This window comes from Salmonella sp. SSDFZ54 (assembly GCF_004010735.1).
Classification (GTDB): domain Bacteria; phylum Pseudomonadota; class Gammaproteobacteria; order Enterobacterales; family Enterobacteriaceae; genus Salmonella; species Salmonella enterica.
In genome coordinates this window covers 64,039-86,338 of sequence record NZ_CP034820.1, presented here as the reverse complement: position 1 = coordinate 86,338, position 22,300 = coordinate 64,039, and the positions used below count along the sequence as shown (strand labels likewise).

Annotated in this window: 16 protein-coding genes; 12 read left to right on the top strand and 4 right to left on the bottom strand. The window is 41.1% G+C overall.

Going from position 1 to position 22,300, the window contains the following annotated elements; all coding sequences use genetic code 11:
* The first annotated feature begins 2 nt into the window (after positions 1 to 2).
* From EOS97_RS24920 to EOS97_RS24880, 6 genes are all read left to right on the top strand, one after another.
* On the top strand, positions 3 to 485 hold the full coding sequence (locus tag EOS97_RS24920; RefSeq protein ID WP_000377633.1) for a hypothetical protein: 483 nt from the start codon (positions 3 to 5) through the stop codon (positions 483 to 485).
* A gap of 118 nt (positions 486 to 603) precedes the next feature.
* The gene (htdT, locus tag EOS97_RS24915) at positions 604 to 1,356 is read left to right on the top strand and encodes a protein-disulfide isomerase HtdT (protein WP_183079335.1); all 753 of its coding nucleotides are present in this window, start codon (positions 604 to 606) and stop codon (positions 1,354 to 1,356) included.
* Between the two features lie 9 nt (positions 1,357 to 1,365).
* The gene (trhV, locus tag EOS97_RS24910) at positions 1,366 to 2,316 is read left to right on the top strand and encodes an IncHI-type conjugal transfer lipoprotein TrhV (protein WP_001022587.1); all 951 of its coding nucleotides are present in this window, start codon (positions 1,366 to 1,368) and stop codon (positions 2,314 to 2,316) included.
* 8 nt (positions 2,317 to 2,324) lie between these two features.
* The gene (locus EOS97_RS24905) at positions 2,325 to 5,006 is read left to right on the top strand and encodes a TraC family protein (RefSeq protein ID WP_000387412.1); all 2,682 of its coding nucleotides are present in this window, start codon (positions 2,325 to 2,327) and stop codon (positions 5,004 to 5,006) included.
* Between the two features lie 3,836 nt (positions 5,007 to 8,842).
* Positions 8,843 to 10,096 (top strand): ParA family protein, encoded by a 1,254-nt coding sequence (locus EOS97_RS24885; RefSeq protein ID WP_032084678.1) that lies wholly within the window; start codon positions 8,843 to 8,845, stop codon positions 10,094 to 10,096.
* Positions 10,093 to 11,097 (top strand): ParB family protein, encoded by a 1,005-nt coding sequence (locus EOS97_RS24880; RefSeq protein ID WP_032192066.1) that lies wholly within the window; start codon positions 10,093 to 10,095, stop codon positions 11,095 to 11,097. The genes EOS97_RS24885 and EOS97_RS24880 overlap by 4 nt, the downstream gene beginning before the upstream one ends.
* 61 nt (positions 11,098 to 11,158) lie before the next feature.
* Here EOS97_RS24880 and EOS97_RS24875 read toward each other — a convergent pair whose 3' ends face one another.
* The 4 genes from EOS97_RS24875 to EOS97_RS24860 are packed head-to-tail and all read right to left on the bottom strand — an operon-like array spanning position 11,159 to position 13,839.
* Positions 11,159 to 11,548: a hypothetical protein gene (locus EOS97_RS24875; RefSeq protein WP_001572421.1), complete on the bottom strand. Its 390-nt coding sequence runs from the start codon at positions 11,546 to 11,548 to the stop codon at positions 11,159 to 11,161.
* Entirely contained in the window at positions 11,545 to 12,066 is a 522-nt protein-coding gene (locus EOS97_RS24870; RefSeq protein ID WP_000598516.1) for a hypothetical protein, read from the bottom strand. Before EOS97_RS24870 ends, EOS97_RS24875 begins: the two co-directional genes overlap by 4 nt.
* Positions 12,059 to 12,895, bottom strand: a complete 837-nt coding sequence (locus EOS97_RS24865) for a hypothetical protein (RefSeq protein ID WP_042634275.1) — start codon at positions 12,893 to 12,895, stop codon at positions 12,059 to 12,061. The genes EOS97_RS24870 and EOS97_RS24865 overlap by 8 nt, the downstream gene beginning before the upstream one ends.
* Positions 12,892 to 13,839 carry a metallophosphoesterase gene (locus EOS97_RS24860; protein ID WP_046788422.1) on the bottom strand — a complete coding sequence of 316 codons (948 nt, stop codon included), beginning with the start codon at positions 13,837 to 13,839 and terminating at the stop codon, positions 12,892 to 12,894. Before EOS97_RS24860 ends, EOS97_RS24865 begins: the two co-directional genes overlap by 4 nt.
* Before the next feature lie 363 nt (positions 13,840 to 14,202).
* On the opposite strand from EOS97_RS24860, the gene parM reads away from it, so the two are divergent.
* The 6 genes from parM to rsp all read left to right on the top strand — a co-directional run bounded on the left by parM (position 14,203) and on the right by rsp (position 22,148).
* Positions 14,203 to 15,240, top strand: a complete 1,038-nt coding sequence (parM, locus tag EOS97_RS24855; RefSeq protein WP_000818955.1) for a plasmid segregation protein ParM domain-containing protein — start codon at positions 14,203 to 14,205, stop codon at positions 15,238 to 15,240.
* A gap of 11 nt (positions 15,241 to 15,251) precedes the next feature.
* Positions 15,252 to 15,890, top strand: coding sequence for a hypothetical protein (locus tag EOS97_RS24850; protein ID WP_001107537.1), 639 nt, complete (start codon positions 15,252 to 15,254; stop codon positions 15,888 to 15,890).
* A 403-nt stretch (positions 15,891 to 16,293) separates the two neighbouring features.
* Complete coding sequence (gene hdtA / locus EOS97_RS24845; protein ID WP_000952689.1) at positions 16,294 to 16,746, top strand: H transfer determinant A; 453 nt, start codon at positions 16,294 to 16,296, stop codon at positions 16,744 to 16,746.
* The gene (locus EOS97_RS24840; RefSeq protein WP_000836980.1) at positions 16,736 to 17,161 is read left to right on the top strand and encodes a hypothetical protein; all 426 of its coding nucleotides are present in this window, start codon (positions 16,736 to 16,738) and stop codon (positions 17,159 to 17,161) included. Before hdtA ends, EOS97_RS24840 begins: the two co-directional genes overlap by 11 nt.
* A gap of 8 nt (positions 17,162 to 17,169) precedes the next feature.
* A complete protein-coding gene (locus EOS97_RS24835) occupies positions 17,170 to 17,724 on the top strand; it encodes a hypothetical protein (protein ID WP_000235777.1) in 555 nt (184 codons plus the stop codon).
* Positions 17,725 to 17,843: 119 nt separating this feature from the next.
* Positions 17,844 to 22,148 (top strand): IncHI-type conjugal transfer protein RSP, encoded by a 4,305-nt coding sequence (rsp, locus tag EOS97_RS24830; RefSeq protein WP_001232107.1) that lies wholly within the window; start codon positions 17,844 to 17,846, stop codon positions 22,146 to 22,148.
* The last annotated feature ends 152 nt before the right edge of the window (positions 22,149 to 22,300 follow it).

The following is a 22,300-nucleotide window of genomic DNA, read 5'->3' as shown; positions in this document are numbered from 1 at the left end:
AAATGGATAGTTTAGAAAAAAAAGAATCGACTGAATCAGCTGGACCTGAAATCACTAAAAAAATGGTGCGAGAAAGGACAACAAAAAAAATTACCTTCGAAATTGATATTGAAAAAATATTGAAGTATTTATTTTTCTTCGCCTTTGCCGTTTTGGTCATTATTTATGGTTATAAAGGCTTTATGAATGTTTACGATTACTTCAATAAACAATCACAGCCTTCGTACAAGATTGCAGTGCTTGACATGCCTGAATTACGTAAGGAATTTTTCAAGCATCACGGAGGCCGTACTGCTGACAATGATAGAACTCAATTCGAAGAATATTTCAGAACATTAATGAAGATCTACCGTGACCGTGGCTATTTAATTATTGATGCAACGCTTGCCGTTACTGTACCGGATAGTGTTGAAATCGTCACTTATATGGAACTTGAAGATAGCTCTGAAGCGGTACAATCAAGTTCTTATAATGCAAAGAAGTAGAGGGCACCCAATAGTGAAAAAGTTACTTTTCCCTTTAATGGCGGCTTTCGCCATTATGGCGAATACGGTCACTTATGCTTCAGAGCAGGTCCTAACTAATAGTGATGCTGCTGCGTTAATGGCAAAGGCAAAGGAAGGCGGCGTTTCACCCAGTCAGATCTCGGGTGCGTTATCAAAAATGAAAGGATATAAACCTAAGGATGCCATATACATTCCTTCTGGTGGGCTATACCTCTTTCAGGACGAGCGTTCGCAGCTAATGGCAGTAACGACCGATGGCCGATACTCCCTTACTGGGGGAAGCCTTGTTGATGTAATTAAACGTAAACCTGTTCTGACTGTAGAAGAAATCAGAAATTCCTATTTTATTAGTCTTGATGAGGCCCCCTTCCCTCTGGAAACTGTAGCGTCCATTCATCTGGGAAATTCAAAGCTTAAGAGACAAGCAGCCATTTTCTTAACACTTGATTGTGACGGTTGCATGGAACTTGTTAAGAAATTTTATGCAGATCGGGACAAGTATCGGATAGATATTGTTTTAGTTCCCTCACCCGGTGAGCCAAAAGAAGAGCTTAGAAGGCTCTGGTGTAGTAAAGAAAAAGGAAAAATAAACAACCTCGATATTCTTCGTTGGCTAATGGGAAGCAAATCCGACATTGAAAAAAGATTGCTCTCTCAAAAAGAAGCAGAAGAATGTCCGGCGGAACCTTTGGTAGCGTCATTGATGCTCGCAGGAATTTATAAATTGCAGGGTGTACCTTCAGTTGTCAGACAGGATGGTTTGGCTGGTAATGGCATTCCAAAAGATTTCGACTACTGGTTGAACCAAAGCGTTGAACCTCTCTTAAAAAATCCATTTGAGACAAATTAAGGCTAGTTTATGAACATCAAAAGATTGGTACTCAGTGCTCTGGTTGTAGGTACATCCTCATATCTTACGGGGTGCTCCATCGGGAGTTCCGAATCCGAATGTCCAGGCATTGAAAAGGGCGTTATCTGTAAAGGTCCTCGCGAAGTTATGGAGTTAACTAATAATCGAGATGATCTGTCTGCACTTGCGGGGGAAGAGTCGGAATCGGGAAAGGAGAAATCGGCTGTCAATGACAGCCGTTATCCAACTGAAATTAGCCCTCCAGGGGAAGTCAAATATCCACAGTCTACAACCCTTAAAAATCAGCCTGTGGCTTATTCAAAAACCGAAATTAAGCCAGTTGGTCAGTTACCTGTCATGTACGATAAAACTTTAAAAATGGGTGCCCCTACTTCATCCATTGGACCACGGCCTATTTCTGGTGTACCGGTTAATTCAAACGTAAGGATGACTAGCAGTTATAGCACTGCCTCTTCAGCTGGTAACCCTTTCGTTCATCCGGCTGCGGAAGTCGTTAAACAAACAAGCTATCCGGTTTCTGCTGGAAATGCACCACGCTACGTTGCACCTAATTCTGATATCAGCCCTGGCAAGGATATGTACTCTCTTTACAATGGCCAGCCCGTTAACCCTACTCTCAACACTGGGCAGATCCAGCAATACCGTTCGCAAGGTTATAAACAAGCTGTAGTGGCTCCTGAACCACTTGCTGTTCTGCAACAGGGGAAAGTAATGAGAATTACTTTTGCACCTTATACCGATGATAACGATGCGCTTAATCTTCCCGGCTACGTTTATGTCAACGTAAAACCGCAAACATGGATTGCTGGCAAGAATTCGACCTCAAACCCAGCTCGCATAGTTCCTTTAGAAGTACAGGATGCGGCCCGGGAAAATATGCAGCAGCAACAAAAAGCAACTAAAGCTGTCTCTTCGAACGGCATTGTTAGACAACTGTAAGGTCAAATATGGAAGCTATCAATAATTACAATAGCGGTTTAAATCGCCATCAATTAGGTGGGTTTATCCCTGTTTACGATCAATTAGCAGGGACTCACTATTTTTTGATTGATGGCAACAGATTAGGGTTTATGTTTATCTGTAATCCATCACCTGGAGTTTTTGATAATCAGCAAGATGTTCTTGCTGAAATGTTCAAAATGGATTTTCCTACAGATACTGTCTGTCAAATATCTCTGACTGCATTGCCAGACTTGACTTTACAGCTTAGTGCTTGGTCAGCTGTGCGAGGTGGGCGTATGACTGGGAACGATAAGCTTAAAGCAGATCTGCTTAATGGTTATCAGTTGGACTACTACGACAGAAGTATGCATAAGCCTTTAAAACCTGATCATGATAACCTTATGTTGAGGGATTTTCAGGTATGGATCTCGCTATCGATTCCTTTACAGTCTGCCCTTCCTACCGAGCTGGAACATTCGCGTATCGATTCACTTTACTCTGAACTTGTAAGTAAGTTAATTACGATTGGACTGCATCCGTTTAAGGTCGATGCAGAAAACTGGCTCTATTGTATAGATAAGGTCGTAAACCCCGGAAAGAACTCTCGGTGGGCTGAAGGTTTTATAGACGTTAACACTATGAAAAGGCTTAATGAACAAGTTAACGTTCCCGGCCGTAAGTATACAGTCACAGAAAATCATTTCTCATCAGTCACACAAAGTGACGACGAATCTGAGCATCGTTACTTCAAACAACTTTCCGTTGTAAAGTTTCCTGAATACGTCAATTTCGGTTGTATGTATGAGTTAGTAGTTAACTGGATGCATGGACGTAAGACAATTTTCAGCCCATTTATGATCACTCAGACTGTTCAGTTTGCCGATCCGCTCAAGTTGTCAAAAGAAAACGTCCGCTACAAAGCAATCACTAATAAACAGGCAAGTATACCTTCAGTTGTCACATTCTGCCCTCGCCTGCGGGATATGGATAATGACTACATGGCCGTAACTCGCGAGCTTGAGGATGGCGCAAAGCTTTTAAGAGGGTATCTTACTTTCACTGTTATGGGTAGTAATGCCAATTCTGTGCAGACAGCAGCTAACGATCTCAAATCCTTTTACCTCGAAAGCCGGGTCAAAGTAGCAGATGATTCCTTTATCGTTTTCCCGTCATTTATGTCATGTCTGCCAATGTGCAATGACCCAAAGACAATTTTCGACCTTGACCGATCCGAAGTAGTGAGCAACACCGGAGCGGCTCATATGACGCCGATCTTTGGGCCCTGGAAAGGTAATACAGATAGACCAGTACTGAGTTTAGTTTCTCGTGAAGGTCAACTCATGGGACTTGATATTTTCAAGACTTCTGCAAGCTATAACATGGTTATTGGTGCAACGTCAGGTGCAGGCAAGTCATTCTGGACAGCATATCTAATCAATAACTATCTTGGAGCTGGACCGCGATCTAATAACCTCGTTCATTATCGCTCAACATTTAAGCATTTTTTAGAAAACGAATACCCAGATGATGATCCTGATGGTGCTCAAGTTTTTGTAGTGGACGTGGGGCGTTCTTACCAGGGGATTGCGGAACAATATACAAACAGTCAATTTATTGATTTCGGTAAAACCCCTGACTTCACCCTAAATCCCTTTGCCTTCCTAACTGACATCACTGTTAACGACGATGTATTTAACGAAGCACCTGAATTTACCGGTGAATCAACTTCAAACGATGCAGAAAAAGACAAAGTTGCTCAGACCATAATGGTTCTGAATCAGCTAAAAATTATGGCTTCAGAGAAAGGCCTTATCGATGATTATCAACAATCAGTGATGCTTCAGCTTATTGCAGAAGAGTACCAGGAATCCAGAAAATCAGGTCGGACCGGTTCAATAACCGGCTTTGCTCTGCGTTGCAAGAAGCATGAAGACAAACGTATAAAGGATATTGGGGAGCAACTCGGAGCATGGTGCGAAGGTGGAATTTATGGGCACCGGTTTACCGATACGTTGCCTCCAATCAACTTCGACAGCAGATTTATTGTTTTGGAACTGGAGGAGCTAAAAGGCACCCCCCACCTTCAGACAGTTGTTTTAATGTCTATCATTCAGGCTGCTCAGCATGCAATGTTCATCAAAAAAGATGGGCGTCGTCGCTTGTTCATCCTAGATGAAGCTTGGGAGTACATTCGTCCTGATAATTCATCAGGTGCCGGAAATCAATCAAACCAATTCTTCTCTTCCTTCCTCGAAGCGGCATGGCGTAGGTTCAGGAAAACAAACTGCGCTGGCATCTGTATCACACAGTCGTTTGAAGATTATTTTACTTCTTCTGTTGGCCGGGCCCTGACTGCTAACTCGCCTTGGAAGATAATCATGAAACAAGAAAAAGAAAGCATTGAAGCAATGAAGGCTAATAAATATTTTTCTACTTCAGATGCAGAATATGAACGAATGAAAAATATTCGTACAGTCAAAAAGGTGTTTTCAGAGATGTTAGTCAGGTTCGAAAACTTCCAAGAGATCTGTCGGTTATACGTAGACCGGAAAATGGAGCTTTGTTTTACTACGGATAGTGCTGACAGGAGTAAATTATGGGAAATTCAAAGCCGCGAGAATTGTAGCTATGGCGAGGCAATAGAAATTCTCTATGCTCAAGAAGTAGCAGCGGGTTTGGCCGCGTAGAGTAAATATCTTCAAGCAAAAACAATTAAACCAGATGTCTCATAAGAATCTGGTTTTTTATTGTATGCCTTAAGTAAACAAATGAGGTTATGACTTAATGAGTTCATCACTGTGCTGCAAATTTTGGTTTTATAATTAATATGGCTTAAAAACAGTGACATAATTACAAATCGCATTTAGGTTGTGTACGCATTAAGTAAACAAAATTTATAACATCAATACTGACTTTATAAGATGAAATTCACGTAAATTACATTTTTGTTTACCAAAGGTAATCAAAGGAGCGCGGCATTATTAGTGAAAACAGATCACTGGTGTCATATTGCATACAAAACTTAATATCCTTTAATCATTCTTCTAAAAGTTTAATATTAACGCTTTGGTTTATGAAAATTTATCCAATTTGCTCACCGAAGACTTTTAACTTATTTAACCCCCTTTATCGCCAATCTGTGATTTTCTAATGTTAGCCTACAGTTCTAGGGCCCTTGCTCCCATGATGCGAATCCTTCCACCTAATAAAGATTAACGCCTCATTCCTGTATGCCGGTCTTACGACGCCAGTGCACGGACAATTTTTGGTCATCACAAGGCCAGGCGGGAGATTTAATCAGGGCGTGGTGTTCCTTAGCAGCAGCTGCGGCATTGTAAGCCGAAGGCGGAATTAACTCCTTTATCGCCATCTGGGGACGTCATTAGGGGTACCCCTTTTAACTTGCTCAGGACCATTAAGCTAAAATTCCGGATAGTGATTGACGTAAGATTTAGGCTAAGCAGGTAAAGTGATCCCCGCTCCCGGGGTGACCACTTTATACAAAAGGCCGATCGGAAGATTGTCCTTAGGGAAATATTCCTTTAACACAGCACGGGCACTTACTGCCGCTGCCGGATTTAACCCCCTTAATCGCCAAACTGGGGTACTGTCCTGATGCTGGCCTTCAGTTCTGGGCTGGGTGGCTATCACTTCCTCCCATAATGCGAAATGTAACTGCTGATACAGATTAACGTCATATTCCTGCGTGCCGGTCTGCCAACACCAGTGCACGGGCTTTTTTCGGTCATCACATTACCGGGCAGGAGATTTTATCAGGGCGTGGTGTGACTGAGCAGAAGCTGGGGCACTGTCAGCAGCTTGCAGATTTAACCCCCTTAATCGCCAAACTGGGATTCTGGTCTGATATTGACCTTCCGTGCTGGGCGGGGTTCGGTTTGCTAACACTTACTCCCATGATACGAAATGTGCCTGCTGATACAGATTAAAATCACATTACTGCATACCGGTCTGCCGACACCGGTGCATGGGCGATTTCCGACGATCTCAAGAACATATGGGAGATTATATCAGGGAGAGTAGTATGCCTGAGCAGCATCTGAAGGCACTGTCAGCCGCTGTCAGATTTAACCCCCTTAATCGCCAAACTGGTGTTCTGTCCTCATGCAGGCCTTCAGTTCTGAGCTGGGTTGCTATCACTTGCTCCCATAATGCGAAATGTACCTGCTGATACAAATTAACGTCGTATTCCTGTATGCCGGTCTGCCGACACCAGTGCTCGGGCTATTTTCGGTCCTAACAAGACCTGGCGAGAGATTTAATCAGGGCGTGGTGTGACTGAGCAGCAGCTGGGGCACTGTTATCCGCTTGCAGATTTAACCCCCTTAATCGCCACACTGGGGTTCAGTCCTGATAGTGTCCTTCCGTCCTGGGCTCGGTTGCTAACACTTGCTCCCATTGCGCCTGCTGATACAGATTAAAGTCACATTACTGCATACCGATCTGCCGACTCCGGTGCATGGCTTTTTCCGATAATCACAAGGACGGACGGGTGATTTTATCGTTGCATAGTATGTCTGAGCAGCATCAGAAGGCTCTGTCAGCCACTGGCAGATTTAACCCCCTTAATCTCCAAACTGGGATCAGTCCTGATAGTGTCCTTCCGTCCTGGGCAGGGTTGCTAACACTTGCTCCCATGATACGAAATGCGCCAGCTGATACAGATTAACGTCTCATTACTCCATGCCGGTCTGCCGAAACTGGTGCATAGCTTTTTTCGATATTCGCATGAACAGACGCTTGATTTTTTCAGGTTGTAATATACCTGAGCAGCATCTGAAGGCACTTTCAGTCGCTGTCAGATTTAACCCCCTTAATCGCCAATCTGGGATTTTCTGATGTTAACCTACAGTTCAAGGCCCTTGCTCCCATGATGCGAACCTTGCAACCTGATAAAGATTTAAGCTTCATTCCTGTATGCCGGTCTTACGACTCTAGTGCACGGGGACTATTTTCGGTCATAATAAGACCTGGCGGGAGATTTAATCAGGCGTGGTGTGACTGAGCAGAAGCTGGGGCACTGTCAGCCGCTGGCAGATTAAAACCCTTTATTCGCCATCTCAAGACGTCATTATGGGTAGTCCTTTTAACTTTCTAAGGACCATTAAGCTTAAACTCCGTTTAGAGAATGACGTAAGATTTAGGCTAAGCAGGTTAAGTGATCCCCGCTCCCGGGTTGAACACTTTATTCATCGTACGAGCGAAAGATTGTCCTTCGGGAAATATTTCTTATACACCGCTCGGGCACTTACAGCCACTGGCGGATTTAACCCCCTTAATCGCCAAACTGGGGTACTGTCCTGATGCTGGCCTTCAGTTCTGGGCTGGGTGGCTATCACTTGCTCCCCTAATGCGAAATGTGTCTGTTAATACAGATTAACGTCATTTTCCTGCGTGCCGGTCTGCCGACACCAGTGCACGGCCTTTTTTCGGTCATTACATTACCGGGCAGGAGATTTTATCAGGGCGTGGTGTTACTGAGCAGGAGCTGGGGCACTATCAGCAGCTTGCATATTTAACTCCCTTAATCGCCAAACTGGTGTTCTGTCCTCATGCTGGCCTTCAGTTCTGGGCTGGGTTGCTATCTCTTGCTCCCATAATGCGAAATGTATCTGCTGATACAGATTAACGTCATATTCCTGTATGCCGGTCTGCCGACACCAGTGCTTTGGCTATTTTCGGTCATAACAAGACCTGGCGAGAGATTTACTCAGGGCGTGGTGTGACTGAGCAGCAGCTGGGGCACTGTCATCCGCTTGCAAATTTAACCCCCTTAATCGCCAAACTTGGGTTTTGTCCTGATGCTGGCCTTCCGTTCTGGGCGGGGTTGCTATCACTTGCTCCCATCATGCGAAAAGTGCCTGCTGATACAGATTAACGTCATATTCCTTCATGCCGGTCTGCCGACACAAATGCACGGGCTTTTTTCGGTCCTTACAATACCGGGCAGGAGATTTAATCAGGGCGTGGTGTGACTGAGCAGCAGCTAGGACACTGTCAGCCGCTGGCAGATTTAACCCCCTTAATCGCCACACTGGGGTTGCCTCCTGAAGTTGGGTTTCAGTTCTGGGCTAGGTTGCTAACTCTGCTCCCATAATTCGTAGTGGGCCTACTCAAGAGATTAACACCTCATATCTTTAGACTGGACTGACGACAACGATTCACAGTTAGGAAACGTAAATCAGCACACCGGTGAGATAGATTTTAGGGTCTAAGCAAGAAATAGGGTAGGCGTGAAGATTCATTAATGGAGCTCATAACGTCAAAGCGTAGAGAAGTCGACAAGAATCGTGGTTTAAAAAGAATGAGCATTAGGTATGGACTAGAGAGTCTGAGCTCTCATCTGCAAGTTAAGCTCACAAAAAATCATAAAAAAGTAAACAAACATTAGCTTAGGATTGAAACAAAGGATAGAATTGTACGTATAACAATGAAATGGACGCATTATGCGTAAAGTTTACATATATGCGTAAAAGTCGGTTTTCAGTGCAAAAAGGTCATAACCATGAATTTACTTGAAAAGATCGCCCTCGTTGGTCAGCGCATGAAAAGCGAGCAGATTTCTCTTAAGGAATCTCTGATGGCTTCATCAAGAGTATCTGTTTCTGATGATAGTGTTGATGGTGTTGATAGACTGATCTACAACCACTGTTTAAATAAAAAAAATCTCTCTGATTTTTTTGGGAAGTCACGAGTAACGTTCAATAAAATACTTTCGGACTTAGAAGAAAAAGAAGTTGTTGGTGCACCTATTTATCAAAACAAAAATCATCTTTACACCCGCTGGGATGTTCAAAAAATAATGGATGCCCTGGGTTATCCCAAGTACCGCGATCATTACTTTAGCAGAGCTATTGTTACTCAGAATCATAAAGGCGGTACAGGGAAAAGCACTACATCTGTAGCTTTAGCAGTAGCAGCTGCTTTAGATCTACAACTGAATGCACGTGTATTAATGATCGAATGGGACCCACAAGGTTCGATTGGAAGCAGCATGATTCAAAGTGTCTCAGAAGATGATGTCTTCCTTACAGCAATTGATGCAATCCTTGGAATTTATGAAGAAAATTCTGAGTATAAAAAATATTTAGATTCAGGATTCTCTGAAGAAGAAATCATCACTAATATGCCTTTTTCAACGCATCTGCCAAACTTGGACGTGATAACGGCATTTCCGACAGATGCTCGTTTTAAAGATAAATACTGGCAATGTTCTAGAGAAGAACGAACGTCTTTGTTACTACGTTTCAAGGAAGTTATCTTACCGGTACTGAAGCAGAACTATGATTTGATTATTATAGACACTCCACCTGAAGATTCACCTTTGATCTGGGCTGCTGACGAAGCGGCCGATGGGATTCTTGTCGCAGTGTCACCACGTGAATATGATTACGCCTCTACTACAGACTTCATGCTTACAATAAGTGAAAGGTTTAAACAATCACCAAGTAAGGGCGATAATTTAAAATGGTTCAAAGTTCTTGCTGTCAATGTTGATGACAAAAGTCCATATGAAAGAATAGTTTTGGATAAATTAATCAGAACTGTTCAGGACCTTTTGATGTCCGCTAACATAAAAAATTCTGAAGCATTTAAGGCAGCTGCTTCCAAAGGGCGTACAGTGCTTGATATCAAAAAATCAGAGGAACTTTGTTCCGCAAAGCAACTTGATGTCGCAGAAGAATCTGTATTACAGGTATATCAACAATTTATAAATGAAATAAAAAGTTTTTCAGCTAAGCAAGGAGTTAACGCATGAGCGATGAGCAACATATCGGGAATGATAAATCTCGATATTTAAACGCACCAAAGCGGACAGAAGTCGGTCACCGTTCAGGTCTTGCGGGTTTGAAAACAGCACCTCGCATAAAAAAGTTATTCACTCTTCATAAGGGCCGAAGACTTGAAGCGGAACATGTGATTGTTCCAGCCCAGAGAGTGGAGAAGGAGACCTTAGTCCATCCAGCAAACCCACGAAATCAAGAAGCCCTTACAGATTATTCTGTTAGAGATATTCTTAAGCAGATTGAAGAAAGAGGGGTCGATACCGAAGGGATCGCTGTAAAAAGAGATGGGGTTTATTTATTAATAGAAGGAAGTCGCAGACGTTTCTGCTGTATAAAGGCAGAAAAGGATCTCCCCCTGTGGGTACTACCGGATGAACTAACCGAAGATGATATAAATTCAATTATATCCGCAGCACAAACATCTCGAAAATTTTCATATAGAGAAGTTGGGTTTCAATTTATCAAGAAAATGGAAGAAAAGGGATTTTCTACTAATGAAGAACTCGCAGCATATCTTGGGATTAGTCATGTATCGGTAGCCAAAAGAATCCAGGCGGCACGTATTGACGAAACATTGATCTCTTTATTCCCGGATTATGAAGGAATACCGAACTCCTATTATAGTCGCTTGTCTCGTTTACAGAAATATGTGCAAAAAAATCTATTTCCTTTAGATGAAGTAATAGATAATGTTAAAGAGGAAACAAAAGATTTAGACATTGGAGATCTCCAAGTTGCCCAAAAAGTTGTAATGGAGAAAATCACACAATCTGTGGAAAGTGTTTGTGAAAAATCTTATTCCACAAAATGGGAAACAAGTGATCTTATTACTTTTGATAACAAAGATAAGTATGCAAGAATCAGTAAAAACAATACTGGAAGAAAAATTCGCATTGAATTCAATAGGATAAGTGCGGGTTTTATTAAGGAGCTAGAGGAGTTCATAAAAGAAAAATTAAAAGTATCAGAATAAATATTGAACTGCATCTTTATGATGCAGTTCATATGATTTATATTTTTAATTTCTTGTTATATTAATATGGGGTGTGCGCAGGTTCAGACATATAAGGTCTTAGTTCTATATGAACAGAAGCGCCATTCCCATCATTTACTACGTTTAAAGGTGCTTTGCCCGGCAATGACATAGTTGCAACGTCAGGTCCAGAAACAGCAAAATTATTTTCTGCTGAAGGCATTACTGTAAAAATCTTTATAGCAACATTTTCATGTCTAAATAAAGAAATCCCAAAAGTAGAACCAGCTTCGGTATTGCTCACGTCCACAACCACAGGGGTTTTTCCTAGATATTCATTAGTTAGTATGTTTTTTACTAATGCCCCTTCCGGGACAGTATAGATACGGTATGGATATGCTAAAACTGAGTGACAAAAACATAATAAAATAACAATTAATGTTTTTTTCATAGATTATCCTCATTCAAAAATAAAAGATATAACTCTTGAAAATCGTGGTTATTAATTAGGTCCGCTTTTCCGGGAAAATCGTAACTAACAGAAAATAAAAGAGAAAGAGAATCTTTTCCTTTTGCTTTGGGAGAGATTCTGCTAAAAGCACGGTTAATAAACATAAGTTGATCTTCATTGTTGAAGCAAAGTCCAAGCATTCCAACCGTAGGAACTACGAATGTGCTTACGCTGCCTGGGGGCAAAAGTTGCTTACTACGGGCATTGTAAGCACAACGACTACCACCTAGCGTTAGGCCTGAAAGCTCAATAAAACTTCTGGTTCCATTCTTGGCGACAAGCCAAACATCAGTTCCTGAACTTTCGACACGTAAAGTAACTTTTCCGTCAGTAAAGGCCTCACTTTTATTGTATAGAATAGGGTCAAAACCAACTGTCGGGAGTTCTTCGATTTTACTTTCTACTGACTGACAACCAGTCAGTAATGCAAACAATAAAAGTGTGATAACTTTAATCATCCCGCTTCCTTAGATTGTTTTTGGCGCTGGTTATAAAAGATAATGATTCACCGGGGTAGAGAATTGTTTCTTTCGTCCAATAACGATAACCACCGAGGATATCTTTTCTTTTCTCAATATAAACCGGTTCAGAAAATTCTAAATGTTGATATTTCGGAAGAGATAAGATTTTATATTTTACTTGTCCAACTAAGAGGTAATTCTTCTCTTTAGGATTGATGGTTACTGAATTACCAACACTTTGAGGTATGTTAAGTTTTTTTATATTTAGATCAGAATCGTCAGGAACGGACACTTGATCATTAGATGTCTTTCCGGGAAGAGTAAACCCTTTACCCTGATCCGGTCCAAAGATGGCAATTACATCTTTGTTGTTTCTTGTGATCGAAACGATAGCCTGAAGGGGCGTATTAGCAAGGTCATTTATAAACGATATAGTTATACTTGATTTAGGCTCGACCCAAATAATGCTTTTTCCGGATGTGCCTTCGCTTAATGCAATTTTTTCATTTAGTAAGATTTTATTTTTGGCAATGATATTATACTCAAGTTTCGGTATCACCATAAAAAGTGATTCTTTATTTGAAACATTCATGATTTCTAAGAAATTGGTTTTGGTCATGCTGGTCTTTAGAACAGGCCTATATTTACCATTTATAAACCACCTTCCGTTTATAAGCTCCGCTTTAGCAGATATAAGTGAATCACTTTTCTGAGCGGCAGAAGAAAAAGCATCTTTTCTTTGCTCTTTCTCTTGATGTGGTGCAGCTGCTGCGTGAAGATGCAAAAGTAATGTTGAAATTGAGATAATCTTCCATTTTATCTTCATCTTGTTACCTCAATGTTGTTTTCAATCGAATCGAGTTCTAACGGATAGGTTTTAAGTGAATAAAACTTGTTTGTTGTTTGTATTAGCTGATGACACAATAAAACTGGATTGTTCTTCATGATTATTTCTACTAATGTAAGTGCTGGTGAGTCAGTTGGCGGTATACCCGGAGCAACTATTACCTGGTCTTCTAATTTTGACATATAGAGTGATCCAGTATTTATATGTAAACAATTACCGATCAGTACTGGAAGATTGTTTTGAGTACGACCATGGGCTTTTCGAATGCTGTTTACAGGATTCCTACCTAGGACCATAAGGTTGACGTCATTTATCATCATTGGTATTACGGCATGGTCCATACCGAATAGAAACTGGCTCTGAAAAATATTCACATTGGCATAGTTGAATGCTTGAAGCGCATTATAAGTATCAGTGAATGATGTGCGGATAGGGGCGTAATCAGAAGGGCAAACCCCAATTTTTATATCGCCTTTGAGTAAAATCTGCATCATCGTACCAAGCTGGGTATTAAGAAGTTTTTTTATCTCTTCCTCTAAATAGTAACGATTTACAGCTTTATGCCACTTTCCGCCCATTACACACCATCTCTCATTGAGGTATGTGCTGGGGTAAAATGTTCTCCGGTCTTTGTTTAATGGTAACAATTTTTTTAACATTTCTTCTCCGGCTCCGGCAGCTGAGAAATGCCTCACAAAACGTCCATCGAAAAAGCCACTGTTTATCGCCTTCATCAACTCTATGGGTTCCGGCCCATAGTCAAACAAATTTCCAGTAGAGAAAATTACTATCTCTTCTTCTGGCTTTGTAACTGATTGAATCAAGTTGCACAGCGCAGAGTAATGTCCATGAGGATCTGCCAGAAAGAAAATCCTTCCCGAGAAGTTTGTAAGGTCTATAGTTTGGACGTGCTCAGCTGCCATAAATTCCTCTACGTATGTTTACATCGATGATACGGTATTTCGAGCTATGATTTTTTTACATAAAGGCGTCATTTTGGATTCTAAGCCTAAGGACCTTTGTTACTTACTGGTAAAGGCTCCAGTCCTGGCTCTCAAACAGTTCATACTTAGGATGCAAAGTAACTTTCTGATTATAATTGGCTCCTTTATAAACATGTTTACTTCATGAATACAGGATATTTAACGGTAATGTATTTAAAATGGAAGGATGCTGAAATAACATAGAGTTACGTATTTTTTTAATAGTGTTGATGTTGATAATAGGTCACCATTAATGTATAAAGTTAATATCTAATATGGTCCTATTAATAAAAGAGAGTTTTTATGGCTGAACTATTAAAATCTGAAAGTCCTGTTTCACAATCATTGCAGGATATCACTGAAGCTTTAAAAATCGTTGTCGATGATGGAAGTAAAGCTGCAAAACTGGTTTGTCTTAATGAAAGAAACGAATTAGTTCCCTTGCTCACACAAAATAGTTTTGTTCCAGATTTCCGTGTTCGCCATGAGGGTCTCAATCCTTTTAACTATCTTATTGATGGGCTGGAAAGGTTTTCGCATCACAGCGAATCTAGTAACTCACTGGAATCGACTGATGTATCTCACCAATACGATGAAATTAGCCGGTTAAATGTTCACCATGCACTTCATGCTTCTGGTTTAGTTCCTCAGGATGTTCACCTCTTTGTTACTTTACCTCTTAGCCAGTTCTATACTGCTTTAGGGGAAACGAATATTGAAAATATTCAGAGAAAAAAAGATAACCTGATGAAACCAGTTGAGCGTTATCTTGACGGTAAACGCTATTCTTTCAACGTTTTGTCTGTGACTGTTTTCCCTGAATCTTTACCAGCTGTGACCCGGGCAGATGAAATTGAGGATATTGCTTCATTTGAATCAAGTTTGGTAATTGATCTTGGTGGTACTACTCTTGATGTTGCAAGTATTACTGGGCAATTAGAACAGATTTCGAAAGTAAAAGGTTTTGACCGTATTGGTTGTTCTATTGTTTACGATGAGATCAGCAGGTATCTTGAATCTGAGAAACTGAATACGAGTAATGCTTACATTCATCATCTTGTTGATAATCGTCATGATAAATCAGCTTTGAAGGTTGCAGAGGACAAGCGTGACGGTGTTTTTGATGCGGTAAACTCTGCGGTACAGAAGTTGCAAAGTAAAGTAATCAGAGCGGTTACACAAGTCGAAGAGAGGCCTCATAATGTTTTCCTTGTTGGGGGAGGTTCATATCTCATCGAAACAGCTATTCGTAAACATTTTGAAACGGCTAAAGTTATCATGGTAGACAATCCGCAGTTCGCATTATCTTTGGCAATTGCTGATACTATTTATTCAGAATAATGAGCTAGAACATGGCTAAAAACCCTATCTCAAATAAGGCAGATAACGACCGGATTCAGATCCGGTCTTTCTGGATATCCGAAAGAAAAGCACCCTATGTTTATAGTTTCTTGAAAAAAACAGAACTTTCTCATAGGGGTGACCAACTGGATTTAATTAGGTCGGCTATTAGTACCGGGTTGGTATTGAATAATTTATTTCCTGACTTGGCAAATTTTATAAATGGTTTAAACGAAAGATTAACACTTGCAGATCTTAATAGGTTTCTGAATGATGGAAATACTATAGATACTGAACCTAAGCCTCCTATTAATGTATTGCTAGAGAATGTCTTAGATCAAAAGTTTAAGGAGTATTTAACACCTCTACAATTAGATAATTCAAAGCAGGATTCTGTTTCTGTAAAAGAAACCTTCCTTGTACAAAAGGAACATGCCTGCTTTGGTGTGAAGATTGAAAATGAGGGAAGCGATACCTCTATACCATCTGAAAGCCCACTTTCTTCAGATGCATCCAAAATTTCAAAAGAAAAGTCCATTTCCGCTGTGGTGCCAGTGCTAGAAAAAGTATCGGATGAAAATCAAACCGCCTCCATAAGCATAAAATCTAAAGCTAAGGCAAACAAGCGACTGGCAACTTTGGCAAGATAGGTGAGAGACAGTACAATCGACTTCTGAGTTCCAACTTGTCTTACCAGGAAAGCCAGCATACTTGCTGGCCTTTTTTTTGTTATAATAATTTCAGGCTTCACCTGGGTATGTAAAATTACTGTTAATGAAACGGTATTTTAGGTTAATTTGGGTGCTGTTACAGGAAGTGCGGATTTTTCCTAAATTTGTAAAAAACCTAAGAATTATCTTAATAAATCTGGTACTTAATTATTATTTTACTTATAAAGTCTCTGTGCTTTAATGGTTATGTAAGGATTTTTTGATACCCTTATACCCGATGGACCTAAGGTCACTGACAACGATGTTCATGTAGAATCTTCGTTTCTGTAATCCCTTTTGTTCTTGTCCCAAATGTTTGATTATTATAATAAAGGCTGATCGAATGCTATCTCGCAACTCACTAATACATGGTTTACGCCGAGACCAGTTAATCGGAGTTCTGACTATTTCAGAGTTTCCGGTAGTTATGGTAGAAAGCCACTTCATTCAGTCTGAGGTTATGGGAATAAAACCCGTAATTTTTAATATTGATGAGCTTCTTGTTTCTATATCCCCAATTTCCTCTCTTAAGTTCGATTGGGAGTGGGCCCCAGTTGATACAATACTCATTGAAGTTATCATTCCACCTGTAGAGTCAGACCTTGTAAGTGCAGAAAATGACTTCCTCCGTGATTCTGGTATCGGCCATATCCAGTGCGAGCCTGGCGGAGCATCAATACGACGTACAGTTACCTTCGTTGGTGGAATAACCGCTGATAACTTACTGTATCAGTTGAGGCTTATGTGCGTAAGTGCGTTAAAACTTTTAGGAGAGGAACTGGGGGATGAAGTCTAAGATTAGATATGTTTTATCTGGTTTTGTTGTGATATGTGCATTTGCTGGAGTTTATAAAATCCTAAACAATGTTCCGGTTAAACCTGACCTTTTGGACTTCACTGGAAACACATTTAAAAAGACATCACTCTTCCTGCCATGTGATAAAAGCTCGCCTTCTTTAAACATTAAAATTGCTGATAACGAGAAAATCGTGATCAACGGCATCGCTTCAAAAGTAACTTTTGTTGAAAAGGCTGACCCCGTCAAAAGCCCTGGTTTTTGTGATGATCTTGATCTAAACAATTCTCGCCTTGTACATACGGCATCTTACAGCATGGTGATTTCTGAAACCAAAACAGGATATACACTCTCAAATTTCAAGCATCTTGCCGATGATGAATCATTAGGTGGTATGTGGTTTTATCAAAAGTGACTTTTTATATGGCAACTTCAGACTTCTCTCTTAAAAACCATAATGTAAAAGCTTTTGGTCAGGATGCAGCACTTGTCATTGAGATGAACAATGAAGATGTTAGCTCATCAAAACCTTCACCTTTTTCAAATGAGATTGATAATTATTATCTTACATTGCACGTCGCTCCGAGGAACGCCAAAAAAGATTATGACTGGGGCTCAAACCGTTCTGTACTTCTAAAATTGTCGACGAATGAAGTTATGCAGATGGCATCTGTATTTCTTAGAATCATGCATACTTTAAAAATTGATAAGAGGAAAACCTCACATCATGGCCACGTCGTATACAAAAATATAAGCGTTACCCCAAACGAGAGGGGCGGTTTGTTGTTATCAGCAGGGATAGTTCCAGTCGATAAAGACGGCTTAAAACCCTTCATGCACATGGTCCCCGTCTCACAAATGGACTGCGTTAAAATTGGCCTCTACATACTTGGATATCTTGCTCAAAAAACGCCTTGGGTAAGCTCCGAGTCTATAATTACCGCGCTTCGCTTATCTGAAGCCAAGAATTCAAAATAGCGTATTAACATACGGAATACATGGAAAAATACAGGTTTTTTTAAATATTATACGAACGGATATTTCTGTTTTTCATCGTAAAGTGAGTTTAATTTTGCTCAGAAAAACAGGTATTCGTCATGAGAAAATCAGGTTTAGGTTTAGCCCTGTTGTTTTCTTTAATTGCTCCGATTAAAGCGGTCTATGCCGAAGCGATTATGATTTCAGGAAAGCTACAGGCTGATTTGCCAGCCGTATCCTTTGACCCGGGGCCGGGCGACTTTGTTGCATACGTTAATTCTAACACTATCACTGCCTCAGGTGCAGGCACAGCCTGTAATGTAACGGTTGATGATCGAGCGACTTCCTCTGTTGATAACCTCGTTTGTTTTTTTGAGTGGTTACCCAATACCTTGGGATTTACTTCTAACGGTTTCACTCTTTCAGGCGTTCCCAACACCACCGGTGATTTAAAACTACCTTACAAGATTTCTTACTTCTCTGGTTCTGAACGGAAAAAAGTTGAAATAGTAAAAGGTGAATATTCAATCAAAAGTGTGGCACCGGTAAAACCTACTATCACCGGTCTTAAATCATCCCTGAACGGATTAGTCTATGACGGCTTTTCTTTCAAATCGTATTTAAAGGATGAAGCGATCAAAGATATCGCTGTTTCTGTTGAGCCCCGCAATTATATTCAATACATCTCAATAGGTTCAGGCTCCGCCTGTGAAGTTCCTATTGGCGGAACTTCCTGTACCATTGAAGTTGGAAGCATTAAGGCCAGTGATACAGATGAACTTTTGGGTTCACGTGATATCACAATTACAGCAAACTCTAAGAATAATTATTTCGCACCTCCTGAATCCAAAAAGCTTGTTGTTAACTGGGATTATCGGCCTCCTGTAGTAGACCATACACTTTGGAATTTTACCGATGAGGCTAAAACAATCAAAGTAGGTGGCCAGGACATCTATACCGGAGCCAAAACCGTTGCTGTGGCCGTTAAGGTACCCCAGCAAGAAACAGAAGGTGAATGGTGGCTCCCAACAGCTATGTCGCTCACTATGACTCCGGATGGCGTGTTTAAACCGACGACTAAAGTGACTTTAGATGATGGCACTGAGATTGATTTCAAACAGTCCTGGGCAACCCCTTTACGTAGAACTTTACAGCCGGTAAGTGGACCTCAAAAAGTCGGTGATGAGTACCTCTATATCTTCGACTTAACGGATCTTATAAACGGGTCCTACGCAGCGACTTTTACAGTAGAAAATACGAGCAAAAACTCTTCTACGTACACTGAGCCTGAAAGCAAACTGATGCTGTCTGATAACCCAACGCTTATGGTTCTCAAAGATGGGCAGGTATTAACTAAACGAGCACCCGTATACTTCCTGAACGAGATTATCGTTGCAGCTTTCCAGGGGCAGGCTGGGGTTGCTGACATAAAATCAGTAACAATAGACAACAAAGTAGTTTCGTTAACACCTACAAATTATAGAGGTATTTACTACCTGCCGGTTGGAGACGATTTAGCAGTTAATTCGGATCACGAGATTACTGTGGTGGCTGAAAACCTTTATGGAAAAAACGTTAATTTCAGTACCGTTTTCACTTATCAACCTACTGGATTCACTCTCAAGAATCTGGAAAAAAACGTAACTCTTTACTCGCGTGTACGTCAGTATACGGACCTGCTTAGTCAAACAGCTGGTGATAAATGCACTCTGTTTACCACAGAGGAAAATGCGAATGCTTACCTCGCCTGGTATGGGGAAAAATCAGATGTTACAGCATGCTACCCTCAGTGGAACAATGTCCCTGATGGGTTGGAGTTCTATTTTAAAGGACGTACCCCGGGTCTAACTGGATTCTTTAATAAAACAGGTGAGAATCTGCTCGACTATCAAGTCTATATGATTAACGGGAAGGGCTCTAAAGCGGTATCCGCAAGGAATCGCCGTACTCTGACCACACAATTACCATACAACCCGATCATCTCTTACAAAAAGAATAAAGTCATAGCTGGCATCAATCCGAACACTGCTCTGGCTTATACGACCGGGGGGGAGGCCGCTCGAATATTAGCGAAGGTGGTACCAGCTGACGTTACGATGATCGTCTCTCAAAACGGCTCTGAGGCTGTCAAAACGTCATTTAAAAATCGTTCCTCAAACAACGATGCAACGACCTTTGTACAAAGGGTTAAGGTTGCTGCTGCACCATTGTGGACAAAGAACGTCTTTGACATAGCTGTAGAATACTCAAAGGATCCAGAATTAAGAACTACAGACACACTCAACGTATATACGGTGCCTGATTTCAATATTCGAGCATCGATGGAAGTGGATGACAGAAAAACAGCCACATCTCTTGAAGTGCCCTTAAAGGTAACAGTGGGGCGTTATAACAACTCCACACGTAAAAGTGCATTTGACCGTAAAACAATGGGAGAATGGGACGTCACGATATACTCGCAAAAAAGTGTATACGGCAAAGATCCAGAAACAGGCCGTTATAAAACTACATACGAAAGAACTGCGCTGACTGAAGCATTGCCGGTCAATGATGCGGGCATTGTCGAAACCAAGATTAAAATTGAAAATATGGATCTGGGTAATATGCGTCTGGTTGGTGTGGCTAAGGTCAGATCGCCATTCTCTGATTTTGAAATGAAACGTGAGACCAGTGCTGTAGGCATTCGAATCTATAAAGGTGAGGAACTGGAGGGTAACCTGTCGAAAAGCCTTATTATCGGAAGGATCCCACTTAGTACTCTGGTAAGCTTCAAATCTGCCAGTACTGCTAACTCTGACGCACTTGCCCCCACCGAATGGCAGCAGTCCTCTGATAATGGTCAAACCTGGAATATGCTTTCCGACATGACCGGAAAGAGAAGTGTAAGTATCAAAAAGACAGAAGTAGGAAAGTGGCTTTATAGGGCAAAAATGACCAATAAATTCACATCTAAGGTTTCCTACACAGATGCCTTAACGGTAGTTACCTACAAGCAGCCTAAGCTCAGTATAGATGTGACAGACATTCTTCAGGGCTCAGATGTACCTGTAACCCTGCTTGATAACGATGAGCCTATACCAGCAGGCACCGCTGAGGTTCTCTGGTCAGAGGATAAAGTCAACTGGGTGCAGGGAGATACAACTTACACTGTGGCTTCAGCTGATACCCTACCGTCTACGATTTATGCCCGGATGCGTTACCTTGATTCCGATGAACTGGCAGAGGAGTCTTCATGGAAGGAAACGTCTGCTCGGTTGGCAGCCGCAAAACCCAAGCGCCTTTCTGTCTCGGTAACGGGGGTTTCTAAGGTAGAGGTTGGTCAAAAAGTTACTTTGGAAGGTAAGTTCACGAACCCTAACAGTAAGTACCAGAATGGTAATAACGTAGTTGAAGAATGGAAAACACCGGATGGCCAGACATTTAAAGGCTCTACACTGTCTGTTACCCTTACTGAGCAAATGTTGGATAAACAGGGATATGCTGCTTTTGAATACAGTGCATGGTTAGCGGACAATAAGGAGAATACGGTTTCTACCCGTAGAGTTTCTGTCAAATCGTGGGTTTATAAATTCCCCGAAATGAAAATAAGCTCCAAACTTAAATACGACATGGCACCGACCACCCTACGCGTTGCGTTGAGCGGTATTAAGGATGGAGACTATCCTGGTGTTACTTATTCCCGAGAATGGATTTACGACAAAGAGAATCTGGTAATCACTAAAGATGAAGGTGACACCAAAGAATTTACAATTGAAAATCCTGGCAAATATACATTGATGGTTGTTTTCAAAGATAACCGCAACAATGAACAGCGTATCGAAAATACCTTTGTTGTCGATGAACAAACGCCAATGAACGTTGAGATGACACCCAAGTTCTCTAACAAATATATGAGAGCTCCACTCGATGTAACCTTAAGGTCAAACATCAAGCTATCTCATTCGGCGGACTCGATAGATACGGTCACATACAAGGTGAACGGTGAGGTAATACCCAGCGGCAAAAATTATTGGGCTCAACTGATTTCGGGTTTAAAAGAAAAGAAATACGAGATCACAATTGATGTTGTTAGTAAACTTGGACAGAGAGGTTCAGCATCTGTTGAGTTTGATGTCGTTAAAAACGCAGTGCCTAATTGTACATTGAGCTACACGGAAACCAACCTAAGCTGGAGCTTTACCAATAAATGTGATGATACTGATGGAAAAATGGTTAGATATGAATGGTTCATCAACGGCGAATTAAGGAACGTTTTCGGTAGTACGGCTACACTTTCTAAAAACCTTAACCGTGGTAAGCAGGACATAAAAGTAATTGCTTATGATGATAGTGGAGACTTTGCAACGCAGCACGTGACAGTTTTCGGACCGGCTGAAGAGGCAAGTAAGTCTGAAAACACTGTATCAATACCAAGCAGTGAGTAATAAATTTTTAAATATAAAGCCGGGACATTTTGTCCCGGCTTTTTTATGCCCAACAATTGGACCTTTGAAAAATTAATACCGGAAAGTAACTTTGCTACAAAGGTATCTTTCATGGCCGCTAACAAGGCTGCGTCTACATGCTGAGAAATTAA

Coding starts and splice junctions, on each gene's coding strand:
- EOS97_RS24920 (WP_000377633.1), top strand. CDS start 3: ATGGATAGTTTAGAAAAAAAAGAATCGACTGAATCAGCTGGACCTGAA.
- htdT (WP_183079335.1), top strand. CDS start 604: ATGGCAAAGGCAAAGGAAGGCGGCGTTTCACCCAGTCAGATCTCGGGT.
- trhV (WP_001022587.1), top strand. CDS start 1,366: ATGAACATCAAAAGATTGGTACTCAGTGCTCTGGTTGTAGGTACATCC.
- EOS97_RS24905 (WP_000387412.1), top strand. CDS start 2,325: ATGGAAGCTATCAATAATTACAATAGCGGTTTAAATCGCCATCAATTA.
- EOS97_RS24885 (WP_032084678.1), top strand. CDS start 8,843: ATGAATTTACTTGAAAAGATCGCCCTCGTTGGTCAGCGCATGAAAAGC.
- EOS97_RS24880 (WP_032192066.1), top strand. CDS start 10,093: ATGAGCGATGAGCAACATATCGGGAATGATAAATCTCGATATTTAAAC.
- EOS97_RS24875 (WP_001572421.1), bottom strand. CDS start 11,548: ATGAAAAAAACATTAATTGTTATTTTATTATGTTTTTGTCACTCAGTT.
- EOS97_RS24870 (WP_000598516.1), bottom strand. CDS start 12,066: ATGATTAAAGTTATCACACTTTTATTGTTTGCATTACTGACTGGTTGT.
- EOS97_RS24865 (WP_042634275.1), bottom strand. CDS start 12,895: ATGAAGATAAAATGGAAGATTATCTCAATTTCAACATTACTTTTGCAT.
- EOS97_RS24860 (WP_046788422.1), bottom strand. CDS start 13,839: ATGGCAGCTGAGCACGTCCAAACTATAGACCTTACAAACTTCTCGGGA.
- parM (WP_000818955.1), top strand. CDS start 14,203: ATGGCTGAACTATTAAAATCTGAAAGTCCTGTTTCACAATCATTGCAG.
- EOS97_RS24850 (WP_001107537.1), top strand. CDS start 15,252: ATGGCTAAAAACCCTATCTCAAATAAGGCAGATAACGACCGGATTCAG.
- hdtA (WP_000952689.1), top strand. CDS start 16,294: ATGCTATCTCGCAACTCACTAATACATGGTTTACGCCGAGACCAGTTA.
- EOS97_RS24840 (WP_000836980.1), top strand. CDS start 16,736: ATGAAGTCTAAGATTAGATATGTTTTATCTGGTTTTGTTGTGATATGT.
- EOS97_RS24835 (WP_000235777.1), top strand. CDS start 17,170: ATGGCAACTTCAGACTTCTCTCTTAAAAACCATAATGTAAAAGCTTTT.
- rsp (WP_001232107.1), top strand. CDS start 17,844: ATGAGAAAATCAGGTTTAGGTTTAGCCCTGTTGTTTTCTTTAATTGCT.